Source organism: Cupriavidus sp. C1SS-2L, from assembly GCF_057073735.1.
On record NZ_CP172708.1, the window covers coordinates 3594250 to 3610839 of the forward strand.

General features: G+C 66.6%; 21 protein-coding genes and 1 tRNA gene. 3 read left to right on the forward strand and 19 right to left on the reverse strand.

Going from position 1 to position 16590, the window contains the following annotated elements; genetic code table 11:
* Positions 1 to 24: 24 nt before the first annotated feature.
* On the forward strand, positions 25 to 276 hold the full coding sequence (locus ACIGJG_RS16705; RefSeq protein WP_041679735.1) for a hypothetical protein: 252 nt from the start codon (positions 25 to 27) through the stop codon (positions 274 to 276).
* A gap of 72 nt (positions 277 to 348) precedes the next feature.
* On the opposite strand, the gene ACIGJG_RS16710 is transcribed toward ACIGJG_RS16705, so the two are convergent.
* From ACIGJG_RS16710 to ACIGJG_RS16795, 18 genes are all read right to left on the reverse strand, one after another.
* Positions 349 to 424, reverse strand: a tRNA-Ala gene (locus ACIGJG_RS16710).
* 73 nt (positions 425 to 497) lie between these two features.
* Complete coding sequence (gene soxB, locus ACIGJG_RS16715) at positions 498 to 2219, reverse strand: thiosulfohydrolase SoxB (RefSeq protein ID WP_140949194.1); 1722 nt, start codon at positions 2217 to 2219, stop codon at positions 498 to 500.
* Positions 2220 to 2345: 126 nt separating this feature from the next.
* Complete coding sequence (locus tag ACIGJG_RS16720) at positions 2346 to 2843, reverse strand: TlpA family protein disulfide reductase (RefSeq protein ID WP_011299378.1); 498 nt, start codon at positions 2841 to 2843, stop codon at positions 2346 to 2348.
* Positions 2844 to 2852: 9 nt separating this feature from the next.
* Positions 2853 to 3527, reverse strand: a complete 675-nt coding sequence (gene soxX, locus ACIGJG_RS16725; protein WP_011299379.1) for a sulfur oxidation c-type cytochrome SoxX — start codon at positions 3525 to 3527, stop codon at positions 2853 to 2855.
* A gap of 18 nt (positions 3528 to 3545) precedes the next feature.
* Positions 3546 to 4373: a sulfur oxidation c-type cytochrome SoxA gene (gene soxA, locus ACIGJG_RS16730; RefSeq protein ID WP_011299380.1), complete on the reverse strand. Its 828-nt coding sequence runs from the start codon at positions 4371 to 4373 to the stop codon at positions 3546 to 3548.
* 76 nt (positions 4374 to 4449) lie between these two features.
* Entirely contained in the window at positions 4450 to 4908 is a 459-nt protein-coding gene (locus ACIGJG_RS16735; RefSeq protein ID WP_011299381.1) for a DsrE family protein, read from the reverse strand.
* 67 nt (positions 4909 to 4975) lie between these two features.
* On the reverse strand, positions 4976 to 5287 hold the full coding sequence (soxZ, locus tag ACIGJG_RS16740) for a thiosulfate oxidation carrier complex protein SoxZ (protein WP_011299382.1): 312 nt from the start codon (positions 5285 to 5287) through the stop codon (positions 4976 to 4978).
* A 46-nt stretch (positions 5288 to 5333) separates the two neighbouring features.
* Positions 5334 to 5789 (reverse strand): thiosulfate oxidation carrier protein SoxY, encoded by a 456-nt coding sequence (gene soxY / locus ACIGJG_RS16745; protein WP_011299383.1) that lies wholly within the window; start codon positions 5787 to 5789, stop codon positions 5334 to 5336.
* 167 nt (positions 5790 to 5956) lie between these two features.
* Positions 5957 to 6283: a c-type cytochrome gene (locus tag ACIGJG_RS16750; RefSeq protein ID WP_011299384.1), complete on the reverse strand. Its 327-nt coding sequence runs from the start codon at positions 6281 to 6283 to the stop codon at positions 5957 to 5959.
* 118 nt (positions 6284 to 6401) lie between these two features.
* Positions 6402 to 7436 (reverse strand): c-type cytochrome, encoded by a 1035-nt coding sequence (locus ACIGJG_RS16755; protein ID WP_011299385.1) that lies wholly within the window; start codon positions 7434 to 7436, stop codon positions 6402 to 6404.
* Positions 7420 to 8769: a sulfite dehydrogenase gene (soxC, locus tag ACIGJG_RS16760; RefSeq protein ID WP_011299386.1), complete on the reverse strand. Its 1350-nt coding sequence runs from the start codon at positions 8767 to 8769 to the stop codon at positions 7420 to 7422. The genes ACIGJG_RS16755 and soxC overlap by 17 nt, the downstream gene beginning before the upstream one ends.
* Positions 8770 to 8838: 69 nt before the next feature.
* On the reverse strand, positions 8839 to 9255 hold the full coding sequence (locus ACIGJG_RS16765; protein WP_011299387.1) for an ArsR/SmtB family transcription factor: 417 nt from the start codon (positions 9253 to 9255) through the stop codon (positions 8839 to 8841).
* Between the two features lie 75 nt (positions 9256 to 9330).
* Positions 9331 to 10224 (reverse strand): O-acetylserine/cysteine exporter, encoded by an 894-nt coding sequence (locus tag ACIGJG_RS16770; protein ID WP_011299388.1) that lies wholly within the window; start codon positions 10222 to 10224, stop codon positions 9331 to 9333.
* A gap of 99 nt (positions 10225 to 10323) precedes the next feature.
* The gene (locus ACIGJG_RS16775; protein ID WP_011299389.1) at positions 10324 to 11583 is read right to left on the reverse strand and encodes an NAD(P)/FAD-dependent oxidoreductase; all 1260 of its coding nucleotides are present in this window, start codon (positions 11581 to 11583) and stop codon (positions 10324 to 10326) included.
* A 9-nt stretch (positions 11584 to 11592) separates the two neighbouring features.
* Entirely contained in the window at positions 11593 to 11919 is a 327-nt protein-coding gene (locus ACIGJG_RS16780) for a c-type cytochrome (RefSeq protein ID WP_011299390.1), read from the reverse strand.
* A gap of 124 nt (positions 11920 to 12043) precedes the next feature.
* Positions 12044 to 12817 (reverse strand): BON domain-containing protein, encoded by a 774-nt coding sequence (locus tag ACIGJG_RS16785; RefSeq protein ID WP_373460819.1) that lies wholly within the window; start codon positions 12815 to 12817, stop codon positions 12044 to 12046.
* A 75-nt stretch (positions 12818 to 12892) separates the two neighbouring features.
* Complete coding sequence (locus ACIGJG_RS16790) at positions 12893 to 13480, reverse strand: phosphoheptose isomerase (protein ID WP_011299392.1); 588 nt, start codon at positions 13478 to 13480, stop codon at positions 12893 to 12895.
* A gap of 83 nt (positions 13481 to 13563) precedes the next feature.
* Complete coding sequence (locus tag ACIGJG_RS16795; protein ID WP_011299393.1) at positions 13564 to 13947, reverse strand: YraN family protein; 384 nt, start codon at positions 13945 to 13947, stop codon at positions 13564 to 13566.
* 11 nt (positions 13948 to 13958) lie between these two features.
* Here ACIGJG_RS16795 and rsmI point away from each other — a divergent pair, with 11 nt between their 5' ends.
* Positions 13959 to 14858: a 16S rRNA (cytidine(1402)-2'-O)-methyltransferase gene (gene rsmI, locus ACIGJG_RS16800; RefSeq protein WP_011299394.1), complete on the forward strand. Its 900-nt coding sequence runs from the start codon at positions 13959 to 13961 to the stop codon at positions 14856 to 14858.
* 72 nt (positions 14859 to 14930) lie between these two features.
* Here the strand turns inward: rsmI and ACIGJG_RS16805 are convergent, their stop codons facing one another.
* Positions 14931 to 15674 (reverse strand): septal ring lytic transglycosylase RlpA family protein, encoded by a 744-nt coding sequence (locus tag ACIGJG_RS16805; protein WP_011299395.1) that lies wholly within the window; start codon positions 15672 to 15674, stop codon positions 14931 to 14933.
* A gap of 260 nt (positions 15675 to 15934) precedes the next feature.
* On the opposite strand from ACIGJG_RS16805, the gene ACIGJG_RS16810 reads away from it, so the two are divergent.
* On the forward strand, positions 15935 to 16585 hold the full coding sequence (locus tag ACIGJG_RS16810) for an MBL fold metallo-hydrolase (RefSeq protein ID WP_011299396.1): 651 nt from the start codon (positions 15935 to 15937) through the stop codon (positions 16583 to 16585).
* The last annotated feature ends 5 nt before the right edge of the window (positions 16586 to 16590 follow it).

Here is a 16590-nt window from a genome sequence, read left to right on the forward strand (position 1 = left end):
GCCAATGGCGTCCGAGGAGTCCGCATGGCTATCCGGTCGCTTGCTTCGCACAGCACATCTCAATTACGCCGCCTGATCGGCCAGATGCAGGCGGAGGTCGACGCGCTCGAACAACTCTCCGCGCCAGACCCCGATGCGCAAAGCCGGCTTGGCTATGCCACGGCAAGGTTGAGGGATGGGATCGAGGCGGTGGAAGATGCGTTGCAGTCATTGAGGGCGCTGCAACAGGTACGGCCTTCGGCGATGAAGGCGAGGCGGGGGCAGAAGGTAGCGTGAGGTGGAGCTCGGCGCCGAAACAGGAACGGGAAAACAAAAAGGGCTCGGCATTCATGCCGAGCCCTTTGTATTTGGTGGACCGAAGGAGGATCGAACTCCCGACCTCTGCATTGCGAACGCAGCGCTCTCCCAGCTGAGCTATCGGCCCGTCGCGGACGATTGTAGCCTACTTCCTTCGAGCGCTTCAATCCGTACCCGCGGGGTGAGGATCGCGCGCAACATCAGGGCGCCATGCCCGGGTTTCGCTCCATGCCGACCACGCGCGGCTGGTTCAGCGGGCGGGCGCTGACCTCCTTGTTGGCGCGCAGCCATTGGGCCATGACGTCCCAGATCGGTGCGCCGCCGGCTTGTTTCGCTTCCTCGGCCACAGGCGCCCAGCCGGCTACCTTGTAGGTTTTGCCGGCGTCCAAAGGCTGTCCGTTCAGGCGCATGTCACGGATGCGCTTGCCCATGCCGGCGTTCGGGTCGATGGTGTACTGCAGGCCGCCCACGCGCACCATGTCGCCGCCCTGCTGGTAGTACGGGTCCGGGTTGAACAGGTTGTCGGCTACGTCTTCCAGAATGGTCTTGATGGTCTCGCCGGTCATGTCCGTCACCGTGGTGTACGGATACGTGATGGCGGTCTGGTCCATCAGGTGTTCCATCGTGATGGCCTGGCCCGGCAGCAGCGTGGTGCCCCAGCGGAAGCCCGGCGAGAACGCGATCTGTGCGCCCTGCACTTCCATCAGGCCATCCAGGATCAGCTGATCGAAGGTGCCGTTGAAGTTGCCGCGCCGGTACAGCAGGCCGCGGTTGACGGCCAGGACCTCGCCAAGTTTCTGTTCGTACGGCGCGCGGACCTTGGTGATCAGCGCGTCCATGGCCGGATCGGCCGGAAGGTAGTTCGCGAACACCGGCAGCAGGCGGTAGCGGAAATCCGTCACCTTGCCGTTCTTCACGTCGAAGTCCAGCACGCCGAGGAACTTGCCGTTCGAGCCCGCATTGGTGACGAGCGTAGTACCGCCGGCATTATTCACCGGCACCGGCGCCGGCATGCCGTCATGGGTATGGCCGCCGAGGATCGCATCGAGCCCGCGCACGCGCGAGGCAAGCTTCAGGTCGACGTCCATGCCGTTGTGCGACAGCAGCACGACCACCTGCGCGCCCTTGGTGCGCGCATCGTCGATGACCTGCTGAAGGTTTTCTTCCTGGATGCCAAAGGTCCAGTCCGGCACGAAGTAGCGCGGATTGGCAATCGGCGTGTACGGGAAGGCCTGGCCGATGATGGCGACCGCGACACCGTTGATGTCGCGGATCACGTACGGGTCGAAAACCGGATCGCCGAAGTCGTTGGTCTTGATGTTCTGCGCGAGAAACGAAACCTTGTCCTTGAAGTCCTTCTCGACGATTTGCTTGACGCGGTCGGCGCCGAGCGTCATTTCCCAGTGCGGCGTCATGACGTTGACGCCGAGCGCGAGCGCCGCGTCGACCATGTCCTGGCCCTTGGTCCACAGCGCGGTGGCGGAGCCCTGCCACGTGTCGCCGCCGTCCAGCAGCAGCGCGCCAGGGCGGCTCGCCTTCATGCGCTTGACCAGCGTTGCCAGGTGCGCAAACCCGCCGACCTTGCCATAGCGCTGCGCAGCCTCGGTGAAGTCGAGGTATGTGAATGCGTGCGCCTGCGGCGTGCCGGGGCGGATGCCGTAATGGCGCAGCAGCGCGTCGCCGACGAGATGCGGTGGCTTGCCGGCATAGGCACCGATGCCAAGGTTGACGTTCGGTTCACGGAAGTACACCGGCCGCAGTTGTGCGTGGCAGTCGGTGAAGTGCAGCAGGTGGACATTGCCGAAGCGCGGCAGGTCATACATGGCCTCGGCGGATTTCGCCGCCTGGGCCGCGCTGGCGGGGAAGCTCATGCCGCTGGCGCCGGCAATGGCCAGCACCTGCAGGAACTCGCGTCGGTTCATGTCGTCGTCTCTTCCTGTGGAATCGGCGTGCCGGTGGGCGCCGTGCAGGGCATGCAAGGCGCTTCCGGCATCGGTTTCATGTTGGCCGCGCGCCGATAAACGTTGGCACACGCGGCAAGGCGTAATTCAGGGCTTGGCGTAGCGGTCGAGCGCCGCGACTTCGTCTTCGAGCATCTCGCCCACTTCCTTCTGCACCACGCGCCCGCGTGCATCGATCACGTACAGCTCCGGCAGGCCCTTGCGCGGGCTGATTGCCGTACGCAGTGCCGGCGAGTCCATGGTGACCGGGAAGGTGTAGCCGCGCTTGCGCAGGTACTCGGTTGCCTCGCGCGGATCCTTGTCGATGCTGATGGTCAGCACCTGCAGTCGCGTGCCGCGCGTGCGTTCGTAGAGCTTCTGCAGGCGCGGGTTCTGCATGGCGCAGAACGGGCACCACGACGCCCATACCTCGACGATCAACGGCTTGCCGGCAAGCGATGCAGCGGTCAGCGTGCGTCCGTCCAGCGTCTGCACATCGGGCAGGCGCACCGTGTCGCCCACCTCCAGCGCGCGGGCGCCGCCGGCACCGGCCATCAGGCCGAAAGCCAGCAGCCACGCGATGAGCGATGAACGGACGCGCAGCATGCCGTGCCCTTACTGGTTGACCGGCGAAGCCGGGTCCAGCAGCAGCGCCATCACGTCGCGAATCTGCGCTTCGGTCAGGATGCCCTTGTGGCCGAAGCGCGGCATATTCGAGCACGCCGCGTAGGCGCTGGAGTCCCAGATCTTGCCCCACGTGTACTTGACCACGTCATCGGAATTGCCGCGCAGCTTGCCGTACTGGTACAGCGACGGGCCGATATTGCCGAACGAGATCTCGGCCTTGGTCATCTGGTGGCACGCGTAGCAGTTGCCACCGTTGACGCCGCCGACCTGGTCGGAGAACTGCATGCCGCGGCCGTTCTGCGCGACCTTCTCGCCTTCCTTCCAGTCGCCGAGCCACTTGCCATCGGCGGGATACTTCACCTGCTTGATCTCGGCAGCTTCGATCTTCTTGGCCGTGGCAGCCGGCACCTTGCTGCGGTCCGGATACTGGCTGCAGGCTTGCTGCATGGCATCCTGGTTGAGCACGCCTTCGACGGTGGCCGGGCCCTTGGACGAGAACGAGCCTTCGATCAGGTGCTTCATGTCGGCGCTGCTCACGGCGGCGGCCTTGCCCTTTGCCGCCGGCTTGGCCTTGGCATTGTCCTGCGCGACGGCACCGGTGCTGGCGGCCAGCGCCAGGGCGGCCGCGAGCCACACGCTGTATTGCTTGGTGAATCGTTGCATGTTTGTCTCCCGTGCTCGTCAGCGCTTCATGGCGGGGCCATCGTAGGTGCCGCCGTTCGCGTTCCTGGCCAGGAACATGGTGAGGGCGGTGATCACGTCCGAGCCGTAAGCGGGCTCGGGAAAGCGCTGCTGGCGCAGGCAGTCGTACAGGCGGTGCTGCATGGTGCGTACCTCGCCCTGCGAGACACGGTAGGCCGGCCACGTGGTGTAGGCCGCCTGTGCGCCCTTCTCGGTCAGAAGGTTGGGCAGGTCCTGCAGGCGGATGCGCTGGCCATCCACGGCATGGCAAGTAGCGCACGCAAAGTCATAGGCGCCGCCGCGGTAGAAGAACATCTTCTGGCCGAGCGCGTAGGTGCGCTGCTCTTCCGGATGGCTCAGCTGGACGTTCATCTTCACGCCGCGCGATTCGGCCGTCAGGTACGAGGCCAGGCGCTCGATGTCCGACGGCTTGCCCGACGACGAGAAAGGGTTGGCCATCGCCTCTTCCTTGGTCAGACCCTGGAGCGTCACGCGGCAATAGGCCAGGCGCTGTTCGAGATCCATGACCTTGCCCGTGTCCTTGAAGTAGCGCGGCAGTTCGGCGTAGGCGCCCTTGGTCACGCCCGGGCCCTTGCCCAGGTCGCACTGTTCGAGCGAGACGTTCTTCGGGCCGGCAGGCTTTTTCCACAGTTCTTCGCCGGCGGCTTCCCACAGTTCGGCGGGATTGCCTTCGGCCAGCATCTGACGGTACTTGGCGATTTCGTCGGCGGTGCTGCCCTGCGCGTGCACGGCGGCCGCCAGGGTCAGCGCGGTGGCGCCGGCTGCCGCCAGCGCGGCGCCCGAGGCCAGGCGTCGGATCTTGGTCATTGGGGGCTTCTCCTCCCGGCCGCTCGCGCGCCGGGTTGTTCTTCTGTCTCCGGGCCTTCCCTCGCCCGGGCCGTCCTCAAGGCTTGATGTAGGCGTAGCCTTCGTCAAACTGCAGGCGCGCGATTTCCACCACGCCGGCCGGTACGATCTTGCTTTCCATCAGCAGGCTCGACTCGGAAATCTTGCGTGCCGTCAGCGTATTGCGGCACACGCGGAACTCGACACCGGCCGAAGCCAGCGCGCCTACGGGGCCTTCAAAGGTGTTGCCGCGCGAATCCTTGGCGCCTTCCACCAGGAAATCCACGCCGTAGCCGAACGCGACCACAACGATCTTCGTACCCGGCGCGCCGTTCAGGTGGTTGCGCAGATTGCCCATCGCGCGCACCGCCTGGTCGATGCCTTCCGAAAGCTGGTACACCACCTTGACGCGGCCGCCCTTGCCAGCGGATGGGGCCGGCGCAGCTTGCGCCGACGCCTTTGCCGCCAGTCCGATGGCGGCCAGCGCCGCCGATGCCCGAATAAATGCTCGCCGCATGATTGTTCCCGAGGTCAGTTTCCGACCAGAACCATAGCAGACGACGGCCAGGCGCGCCGCGCGCGAATCAGGCGATGGTCGCTTCGTCGGTGCGCTTGTCGCCGCGGTTGTCGATCCAGGTCACGGTGACCTTGTCGCCCTTGGCGCCGCCCTTGAACTTGAAGTTCAGGAACGGGTCCTTCGACACTGCCGGCCCGAACTGGGCGCGGAACACTTCCTTGCCCTTGCACTGGGCACTGACGGTCTGGATATGCCACGCCGGAATGGTCTTGCCGGCGCTGTCCTTGCGCTGGCCGGTTTCCATGTCGTGCTTCATCAGAATCTTGACGTCGACCACGCCGCCGTTTTCGGTGGCGCGTACGCGCATCGGGTCTGCCATTGCTCTCTCCTGTTGCAGATGATCGTGGATTGGCGGGGCGCGGGGCTCAACCGCCGCAGCCGCCCAAGGTGACCTTGATTTCCTTGGATGCCACGTACCACTTGCCGCCGGCCTTGACCGCGGCGTGCACCACGGAGGTCTGGCCCATCTTCACGCGCGTGGAGACGAACGGTTCGGTGCCTGCCGGGATCACGAAATCCGCGGCCAGCGTGTTGGGGTTCTTTTCGACCAGGATCGCGATCTGCTCGGTATCCGGGATCGTGCTGGTCACGGCCACCGGCACCACGGCGCCGTTTTCGGCGATGTCCGGGGCGTTGAAGGTGATGGCGGTGCTCTTTTCCGTGCCACTGCCGCCCAGGGCCTTGATCACATCGGCCACGCTCTTGCCGTCAAAAGCGGTCTTGTTCCACTCGGCTGCCTGCGCTTCGGTGATCAGGCCCGTTGCGGCCATCAGCGACAGGACAGCGGTGACCCGCAGTACTTCTCTTCGTTTCGAATTCATTGTGCTTTGCTCTCCGGCTACTCCGTTCCCAGTCGTGGTTGACCGCTTGGGGCGGTGCTTGCTGCATGCGGCCGGTGCTTTGCCGGCCGCTGTGCTCTGTACCCAGGTCCGCACGGCGGAGGCCGGCGAGCCTGTTGCATCGGTTTGTCTGCCCTTGCGGGCCTTGCTTACTTGGCCGGCGCGCCAGCCAGCACCCACTCGACGACCGTCTTGATGTCGGCGTCGCTCACGCCGGCATTGGCGGGCATCGGCACCGGGCCCCACACGCCGGAACCACCTTGCTTGACCTTCTTGGTCAGGGTCGCAAGGGCGTTCTTGTCGCCCTTGTACTTGGCGGCCACGTCCTTGTAGGCCGGGCCAACCAGCTTCTTGTCGACCTGGTGGCAACCCATGCAGGCGTTCTTGTTGGCGATCTCCTGTGCCTTGGCGGCATCGACCGCGTGGGCCGATGCGGCGGCGCCCAGCATCAGCGCTGCGATGACAAACTGCTTCATTATTAAGCTCCAAGCTTTTGAAAAGCCGTGGGGACGGCAAAGGCCACGTCACAACCGGACTGCGTTGCGACATAACACACTCTGGCCGCCGCCTGGGGGCACTCCAGCGGCCAGCCCGCTATTTTGCCTCAAGAATCCACCCTACCATCGCGCGGATGTCCGAATCCGGGATCTGTGGCTGCGGCGGCATCGGCACGCTGCCCCACGCGCCCTGCCCGCCGGCCTTGACCTTGCGCTCCAGCGCGGCGTGCGCGTCACCCTGGCCGCGGTATTTGCTCGCGATATCCGAAAATGACGGGCCGACCACTTTCCGGTCGAGCGCATGGCAGGCCATGCATTGGTACTGGCCGGTGAGCTTTGCGCCGGGTGCGACCGGCGCGGAAGCCACCGTCGCCGCGGTCGTCAGCGCTGCCACGCCGCGCGTCGGCCCAAACCCGCGTTGTTGCTGGGACAGGTCGCCATGCGCGTCGCGTGCGTACGCTGGCATCGCCGAGACAACCTTCACTGTCGCTTCGCAGTCCTTCATGCATGCCGTGTTGCGCGTGTCGGGCCGACCACGACCGGGCCACATGCCGTGGTTCGTGGTCATGCCGTTGCGGTTCGGCATCTTGCGCTGGACTTCGGCGATGTTGGCGTCCGACAGCGTGAAATCGGCCGGGACGATCTCCCCGAGGTTCAGCAGATACGCCGTGACGGCATAGACATCGTCGGCATTCAAGCTGCGCGGCGCATTCCACGGCATCGCCCGGTGGATGTAATCCCACAGCGTGCTGACCGTGCTCACCTTCATTAGCGTCGTGCGGTACGGCTGGTTGCCGGTCATTGCGGCGACGCGGCCGGTGCGGACATCGTCGGCCGTGGTGCCCCCCACGATCGGCGAGAACACCTCGTTCGATTCGCCGAAGTCGCCATGGCAGGACGCGCACTTGCCATCCCAGATCTTCTGGCCCTGCGACACCGTGCCGCTGCCCTTGGGCAGGCCCTGGAAGTCGGGGCGCACGTCGATGTCCCAGGCGGCGACTTCCGCTGCTGTGGCGGTGCGCCCCAGCGCCGCGCGTGCCGCGGTGGTGTCGGCCGTGCCAGCCCATGCCGCCGAGACCGCGCAACCGGCGGCAAGTGCCAGGACGCGTGCCATGTCAGCCCACATGGACATTGGACACCTCCCCGCCCTGCGCCACCTGCCAGCTCTGGATGGCGTTGTTGTGATAGATCGAGCGCGTGCCGCGCACCGCGCGAAGCTGCGCCATCTTCGGCTGCACGTAGCCGGTTTCGTCGATCGCGCGGCTCTGCAGGATGGCCGGGCCGCCGTCCCAGACCCAATCCAGGTTGAAGCGCGTCAGGCACTTGGACAGCACCGGCGTCTCCAGCCGCGCCGTAAGCCAGTTGCGGCCGCCGTCGGTCGAGACATCGACGCGGCGGATGCGCCCACGCCCGGACCATGCGAGCCCGCTGATGTTGTAGAAGCCCTGGCCGACCATCTGCTGCCCGCCCGACGGCGAGGTGATGACCGACTTGCACTCCTGGATCGACGTGTACTGGCGCAGCTTGCCGTCCGGCATCATGTCGACGTAGTGGATGGTCTCGTCCTTCGCGTTCCACGGCTGGTCGCCAAGTTCCAGCCGGCGCAGCCACTTGACCCACGACACGCCCTGTACGCCCGGCACCACGAGACGCAACGGATAGCCGTTCTCGGGGCGCAGCATTTCGCCGTTCATGCCCCATGCGACGATGATCTCGTCGGCCAGCTCCATCGGGATCGTGCGGGTCATGCCTGAGCCATCGCCACCTTCGGCCAGCAGGTACTTGCCACGGCGGAAGTCTGCACCGGCATCGTCGAGCAACACCTTGAGCGGGACGCCCGTGAATTCGCAGCACGACAGCATGCCGTGCGTGTACTGCACGGTCGGCACCGCGACGTTGCCCCACTCCATGCCGGTATTGGCGCCGCACTCGATGAAGTGCATGCGCGACACCGAGGGCAGGCGCATCAGGTCATCCATCGTATAGACGCGCGGTGCCTTGACGAGCCCGTTGATCATCAGCCGATGGCGGGCCGGGTCGATGTCCTGCCAGCCCTGGTGGTGCCGCTCGAAATGCAGGCCATTGGGCGTGATGATGCCGAACAGGCCCTGCAGCGGCGCGAACGCGACCGAAGCGGCCGATACGCGCGTCAGACCGGGCGACTCGCGCCGCACCAGGTTCTTCTCATGAACGGAGGGCTGGCCGTACGGCCGCGCCGCCACCGGCTGGCCCAGCGACGTGGCCCAAGGCTGCGGCTCGAGGATGGCGGGATCGCCCTCGCCAGCCAGCGCACGCCGGCCCAGCGTTGCCGTAGCCACGCCGGCTGCGGCGCCAAGGAAGCTCTTGCGCAGGAAGTCGCGCCGCGGGCTGTCGAGGCCGTGCCGGGCGATGTCTTGCTGCAGCGATGCGCTGACGAAGTGCTCGGGCGCGGACACGATGCGCCCGCGCGGTGTGCGTTCCTGCAATGCCGTCTCCTCCGGCGCGTCAGCGGTGGCGGCGCGCCTGTTCTGATGCGGTTTGCAGGAAGAGCTAGGCTACTGCGCGGCCTTGCGCCGGCGGGCGGGGGACGGTGCAGGCTGGGTCATGAAGCGGTCGACCGCGTTGGAGGGCAAGGCATTGTCCTCCAGCCGGCTGGCCACCTGCACGCAGACCATGCGGCACAGTTCCACCACGCTTTCGTCCGCAATGGCGTAGAACACGAGGTTCGCTTCCTTGCGGCGCGACAGCACGCCCGAGCGGTACATCGCGTTGAGATGCCGCGACACGTTGGTCTGGGACGAACCCACCGTCTCCACCACCGTGTTCACCGGCTTCTCGCCATCGCACAGGGCGTGCAAGATCTTCAGCCGCGTTGGCTCCGCCAGCAGGCTGAAATATCCCGACACCTTCTCGAACACGCGATCCAGCTCTTCCATGCCGTCCAATATATTCGTATATGCGTGATTGCGCATATAGTGTTTACCCATTGATGCAGAACAGCATGATTGTGCCGCCAGTCGCACGGCGGCACCAGAACTCGCCAGAGATCAGCGGCGCGCGAAACGCCGGCCCATCCACAGACGGCCGCCGAAAACGTTGAGCAGCAGGCCGGCCATGACCACCGCCGCGCCAAGCCACTGGGGCAACGACAGGTCTTCGCCAAGCAAGCCATGCGCGGCCAGCAGCCCAACCACCGGCACCAGCAGCGTGAGCGGCGCAACCTGGCTGGCGGGGTAGCGTGTCAGCAACCGGCCCCACATGGTGTAGCCGAACACCGTCGCGGCAAACGCCAGGTACAGCACCGCGAACACGCCCATGCCCGAGATATGGGTCAGGCTGGCGGCGATGCGCGCCGGGCCTTCGAACCACAGCGACAGCAGTGCGAACGGCACGATCGGGATCAGTGCCGCCCACACCACCAGGCCGAGCAAGTCGACGGGGCCAATCTTCTTGCTGACAATATTGCCGGTCGCCCAGCTCGCCGCTCCGCAAAGCGTCAACAGAAACCCGGCGGTGCTCATTCCGCCCGTACCCGTTGCAGCGCCCGAGCCGATCAGGACGAGGCCGCCCGCCGCCACCACCATGCCGGCCAGGTTATGCCAGCGCAGCGGCTCGCCCAGCCACAGCGCGGCAATGCCGACTGTGAAGAACACCTGCGACTGCAACACCAGCGACGCGAGCCCGGCCGGCATGCCGACGGCCATCGCATAGAACAGGAACGCGAACTGCCCGAGGCTGATGGTCGCCCCGTACGCCAGCAGCATGCGCAGGGGTACGCGCGGGCGCGGCACGAAGAAAATCGCCGGGAACACGACCAGGCAGAAACGCAAGGCGCCCAGCAGCATCGGCGGGACGCCCGCCAGCCCTACCTTGATGACGACGAAATTGACGCCCCAGACGCAGACGATGGCCAGGGCTAGGAGACGGTCTTTGGGTTGCATGGCGGATGGGCGTGCAGCGCGGGGGCGGATTCGGAAAGCCCCAGCGTAGCAGCGCCCCGGCCCGGGGCATTGCACGTTCTTGCGGTTTATGCGGAACGGCTAGCTCAGCATGTCGGCCCAGATGCTCTTCGCCCAGGCCAGTGCCAGATCGCCCTCGGGCGTGTTCGGCGCGGCCGACAATCCGCCCGAACCGGGCACCGCGATCATCGTCCTCTGCGCCGCATCGTAGCGATGCACGCTCGCCACATGCACGGCTTCGCGGTCGGACGTGAAGCTGTAGCAAGTATTGTTGTAGAGCGGTTCCGCGTCCGGCGTATTGCCGGAGAGCAGCGCGACGATGGCCGCCGCCGCGACCTTGCCATGCTGGTTCGCCATATGCCCCGACTTGGGCATCAGCGGCGCGATCTGGATCGCGTCGCCGAGCACGTGGATATTGGGCACGGCTAGCGATTCGAACGTGAGGAAGTCGACTTCGCACCAGCGCCCGTTGGCCGTCGCGAGCCCCGCCGACACTGCGATCGCTCCCGCACGCTGCGGCGGCAGCACGTTCAGCACATCGGCCCGCTCGTCGTCCTGCACGTCGAACTTGAGGGTGCGTGTAGCCGGATCCACGTCCACCGCGTTGTACTGCGGCCGGTACTCGACCATGCCCTTGTACTGCGTGGCCCAAACCTGGCGAAACAGTGCCGCCTTGGAGGTAATGTCCGGATTCGCATCGAGGATCAGCACCTTGCTGCGCGGTTTGTGCCGGTTGAAATAGTGCGCGACCTGGCACGCGCGTTCGTACGGACCCGGTGGGCAGCGGTAAGGCGCAAGCGGGATGCTGATGACAAAGGTCCCGCCGTCGCGCATCGCTTCGAGCTGGCGGCGCAGTGCGAGCGTCTGCGGGCCGGCCTTCCATGCGTGCAGGATCTGGTCGCCGCCGGGTTGCTGCAGCCCCGGCAGCGCGTCGCTCATCATATCGACGCCGGGCGAGAGCACCAGGCGGTCATAGGGCAGCGTCACGCCACCGGCGAGGCGTACGGTACGTTTGCCGGGGTCGATGGCGACGGCGCTGTCGCGCACGAGCTTCACGCCATGGCGGCGCACCAGCGCGTCGTACGGCACGGTAATGTCTTCCATGCGCCGGGTGCCGCCGATCACCAGATTGGACAGCGGACACGAGACAAAAGCCGCGTTTGGCTCGACCAGCGTGACATCGATGGCATGTCCGCTCCACTCACGCAAGTAGCGCGCGGCGGTGGCACCGCCATAGCCGCCGCCAACCACCACGACCTTCGCCGGCGCGGCTGCGCGCGCGCCTAGCGTACCCAGTGCAGCGGCGCCAGCCGCCGCCTTCAGAAAGTTGCGTCGTTGCATGGCGCGCTCCTACCTGACGGCGGCGAACCACGCCGCGATGGCGGTGATCTGCTCGTCGCTGTAGCCCCTGGCGATCTGGTGCATGACGGTGGCCGGACGCGTCCCGGCCTTGAACGCCTGCATCTGGGCAACGAGTTCGGACTGGGGACGCCCGGCCAGCGCCGGAATTGGACTACCCGCAGGCGGGCGGCCCTGCGGGCCATGGCAACTGGTGCAGGCAGCGGCGTGATTGCGCGCGCGCAGTGCCGCGGAGTCCGTATCGGCCGCGGAAGCGGCGCCGCACGCAATCGGCAAGGCCAGCGCGGCCAGTGCCGCCGGCATGGGGATCCTTGACATGGTCTCGCTCCAGAGTCCGCCCGGCGGGCGGCGCGTGGCAACCGTATCACATCGCGCGCGGGCAGGTGGCGCGGAATCCTCATGAGGTCAGGCAGTCCGCGCTGACCTCTGGTCCCCATGCCGATCAGGGAAGGCTACGTCCGGGCGGCAGCGCCACAGGGGAGCTTACGGGCGAGGCGACGGGACTCGCGACAGCGCCGTTGGCGGCGGATGAACCGGCGGGCGCAGTGACCGGACCACCCACGCCCGGCACCGATTGCACCGGTGCGGGCGTACCGACGGTACCCTCGGGCGGCGGGTTCTGCGAGGTGGAGGCTTGATCCAGGCGCGCGCGCTCCGCTTCGCTGACGTAGTCAAAAGCCTTGACCACCTTGGTGACGCCGCTCGTATTGCGGGCGACTTCCGTGGCGCGGTCGCCCTCGGTCGTGGTGACGATACCCAGCAGGTAGACCACACCCTTGTCGGTCGTGACCTTGATGGAGTTCGACGGCACGCCCTCGGCGGTCATGAGCTGGGTCTTGACTGCGCTGGTCAGATAGGTGTCCTGGGTCTGCGTCATGAACGACGGCGAAGACGTGATTTCCAGTTCGTTGACGACCACGCGTGCATTCTGCAGGCCGCGCACGTACTGGTCGACCTGCTGCTTCACGTTGTCGTTCGCGGCTTCGCCAGTCAGCAGGACCTTGCGGTTGAATACGGTGACGCTCACGCGCGCCTGGCCGTTGTAGCGCGAGCTGAGGGTGCTGTCGGCCTCCATCTGCAGCCCGCGGTCCACAGTCTGCGTGGCGGTCGGGCGACGGTCGGTGGCCACCGCGACGCCGCTGGCCACGGCGCCGGCCATCACCGGGAAGCAGCCGGCGAGCTGGGTAGTGCCAACCGCTAGCACGGCGGCTGTCATTGCGATGCGGGTCAGGCGGGAGGCCTGGAAAGGCAGATTCTTCATGCTGTCCTTGCTGTAGCTGGGGTAAGTGGATCAGGCTTCGCCGAGCAATGCCTCGTCGATGCCATCGCACAGGCAATGCAGGGTGAGCAGGTGAACTTCCTGTACGCGCGCCGTCCGCTCGTTCGGCACGCACAGGTGGATATCGAATTCGTCGAGCATGGCGCCGATCTGGCCGCCGCCCTTGCCGGTCAGCGCGACCACGCTCATGTCGCGCTGGCGCGCAGCCTCGATGGCGGCGATCACGTTGCCCGAGTTGCCCGACGTGGAGAGCGCCAGCAGGATGTCGCCGGGCTGGCCCAGCGCCTCGACCTGCTTGGAGAACACCACGCTGAAGTCATAGTCATTGCCGATGGCGGTCAGGATCGAGCTGTCCGTGGTCAGCGCAATCGCCGCCAGCCCGGGCCGCTCGCGTTCGAAGCGCCCGACCAGTTCGGCGGCGAAGTGCTGGGCGTCGGCGGCGGAGCCGCCGTTGCCGCACACCAGGATTTTGTTGCCGCTGGTCAGCGCGCCGACCATGCGCTCCACCGCGGCGTCGATATACGGCGCCATCACGGCCGCGGCCTGCCGCTTGGCTTCCGCGCTGTCCAGGAATTGCTGCTGAATGCTTTCGATGCTCATCGCTCGAGGGGGCCTTGTTGTTGCTGTCGCGGCACGGGCCGCGTTACCGCGCATTATGAACCAGCGCGGCCGCCGAGCCCCACTCAGCCTGCCTCGCCGGCTGTGTCGAGATCGAACGCATGCTGCAGCCATTCGAGCCTGCCCGGCGCCAGCGCTACCACGTCGAACCGGCACGGCGGCTGCTGCGCCAGCGTAGACAGGTAGTGCAGAGCCGCCAGGACCACGCGCCGCTGCTTGGCCGGCGTCACGCTGGCCGCGGCGCCGCCAAACGCGCTCGCGCTGCGCTGGCGCACTTCTATAAATACCAGCGTGCCGTCCGGCGCGCGCATGACCAGGTCGATCTCGCCGCCTTTGCAGCGATAATTGCGCACCACGGGCTGCAGGCCGTGCCGCTGCAGGTGAGCGAGCGCGCGGTCCTCAGCCAGCGCGCCGCGTGCCTGCGTCGTGCTTTTGAATGATGGAATCAACGGAAGTTCTCATGAGTGACTGGATCTCGCTGGCGGCCGGCCAGTCGTACCCGGCCGGCACGCTGTATATCGTGGCGACTCCGATCGGCAATGTGGCGGACCTGTCGCTGCGTGCGCTGCATGTGCTGGGGCTGGCCGACGCCATCGCGTGCGAAGACACGCGCAACACGGGCCAACTGCTGTCGCGCGTGGGCCTGCAGCGCCCGCTGGTTGCCGTGCACGAGCACAACGAGCGCGAAGCGGCAGGCCGCATCGTGCAGCGCCTGGCTGCGGGCGAGCGCATTGCCTATGTGTCGGATGCCGGCACGCCGGGCATTTCCGATCCCGGCGCACGGCTGGTCGAGGCAGTGCGCGCCGCTGGCCTGCCGGTGGTGCCACTGCCCGGCCCCAGTGCCGCCGTGGCGGCGCTGTCGGTCGCCGGCGAAATGCTCGACACCGGCGCGGGCCGCTTCACCTTCGTCGGCTTCCTGCCGAGCAAACCCAAGGCACGCGGCGAGGCCATTGCCGCGCTGGCGGCGCTCGATCATGCCTGGGTCCTGTACGAAGCGCCACACCGCATCGCCGAGACACTGGCCGCGTTGGCCGCGGGCCTCCCGCCCGCGCGCCGGCTGCTGGTCGGGCGCGAACTGACCAAGCTGTTCGAGGAGACGCCGGTAATGACCGTGGCCGAGGCGCCGGCATGGCTGGCGGCCGAAGCCACGCGGGCCAAGGGCGAATTCGTGCTGGTGGTGGAAGGTGCCGCGGCGAATGCGGCCGATGACGGGGCGCCCGACGCGCAAGCACAGCGCGTGCTGTCGCTGTTGCTGGCGGAACTGCCCGCCAAGCGCGCGGCCAAGCTGGCCGCCGCGATCACTGGTGCTAGTACCGATGCGCTGTACAAGCTGGCGCTGGCGCAGCGCGGCGGGGACTGAAGGGAAGCGGAGAAAGAGGAAGGCGGGGGGACGGGCCGGGGCGCGTGGCGGCATGCGTCGGCCCGCGCCGAATCAGTGGCGCTTGCGCTTGGCCGTCGACCTGGCCTTCGCGGACGACCTGCCCTTGGTCGGCGCCAGCGAGTTGGCCAGTTCCGGCACAGCAACGTCGTCATCGCCAGCACCATCGCCGGCTTCGTTGCCACCTGCGTCAAACTGAGGGCCCAGCGCGGCGACTTCCGTGCGCGACAGCCGCCGGATTTCAACCTGCGTGGCGCCGTGGTCGACAAAGCCAAGGCGGCGCGCGGCACCATAGGACACGTCGAGCACGCGGTTGCCGTGGTACGGGCCGCGGTCGTTGATGCGCAGTACGGCGACCTTGTTGTTGCGCAGGTTGCGCACGAGCACCCAGCTATCGAGCGGCAGCGACGGATGCGCCGCGGTCATCGCGCGCATGTCGAAGCGTTCACCGTTGGCGGTCTTGCGGCCATGGAAGCCCTTGCCGTACCAGGAAGCCATGCCGCGTTGCTCGAACGAGCCCATGTCGGCGCGCAGGCCGTCCAGCGAACGGCCGCTCAGGCTGCTGTCGTCCTGATCGAGGCCAAACAGGTTCCAGCTACCGGTATCGGGCTTGTCGGCCTTGGCAATTTTGGGCGCGCGGGCAGCCTTGGTCGGCACCGCGCCAGAGGTCCCGGCATCGGCGGAGCTGCCGCCCTCGGGCGGCGTCGCACAGGCGGCCAGAACCGCGGCACATGCCGTGCATGTGCCCAGTTTTGCCAGCCGCTGCCAGCCGGAGAAGATCGGCAGAATCCAGTTCATCGCGCGAGTCTATCATCGTACAGTTCCGTCTATAGCATTGATTTTGTTACGAATTATGTGCGATCTCGCACGAATGGCCCCTCAATTCGCCGCAATCCCCCGCCTGGCAAGGGATTGCGGCCGACACAATATTTTCGGGGAATGGTGATTTAAGAGGCGCTTTTAGAGCTCGCCGCCGGCCCTTCCGCCTGCCGGCGCTACAATGCCGGCACAACCTGCCGCATGCGACCGAGCCTGTCGCGGCCCACGAAAAGACACCCATGAAAGCCCTGCTGATCCCCGTCACGCCCTTCCAGCAAAACTGTTCGCTGCTGATCGACGAGCACACCGGCAAGGCCGCCGTTTGCGATCCCGGCGGTGACCTGGACCGCATCCTGGAGGCCGTGAAGGAACAGGGTGTGACGCTGGAAAAGATCTTCCTCACGCATGGCCATGTCGACCATTGCGCGGGCGCCGCGGCGCTGTCGCGGCAACTCGGCATTCCGATCGAAGGTCCGCACGAGGACGAACGCTTCTGGATCGACCAGCTTCCCGAGCAAACCCGCCGCTTCGGCTTCGGCCAGGCCGAAGTGTTCGAACCCCAGCGCTGGTTGCAGGACGGTGATACGGTCCAGTTCGGCGGCGAGACGCTCGAGGTCTACCATTGCCCCGGCCACACGCCCGGCCACGTGGTGTTCTTCTCGCGCGCCAACCGGCTCGCCGTGGTCGGCGACGTGCTGTTCGCCGGCTCGATCGGCCGCACGGACTTTCCGCGCGGCAATCATGCGGACCTGGTCCGCTCGATCCGCACGCGCCTGTGGCCGTTGGGCGAGGACGTGACCTTCATTCCGGGCCACGGCCCGGTATCCACATTCGGCGAAGAGCGTCGCAACAACCCGTTCGTGGCCGATCACCTCATCGACGCAGCCTGAACCAC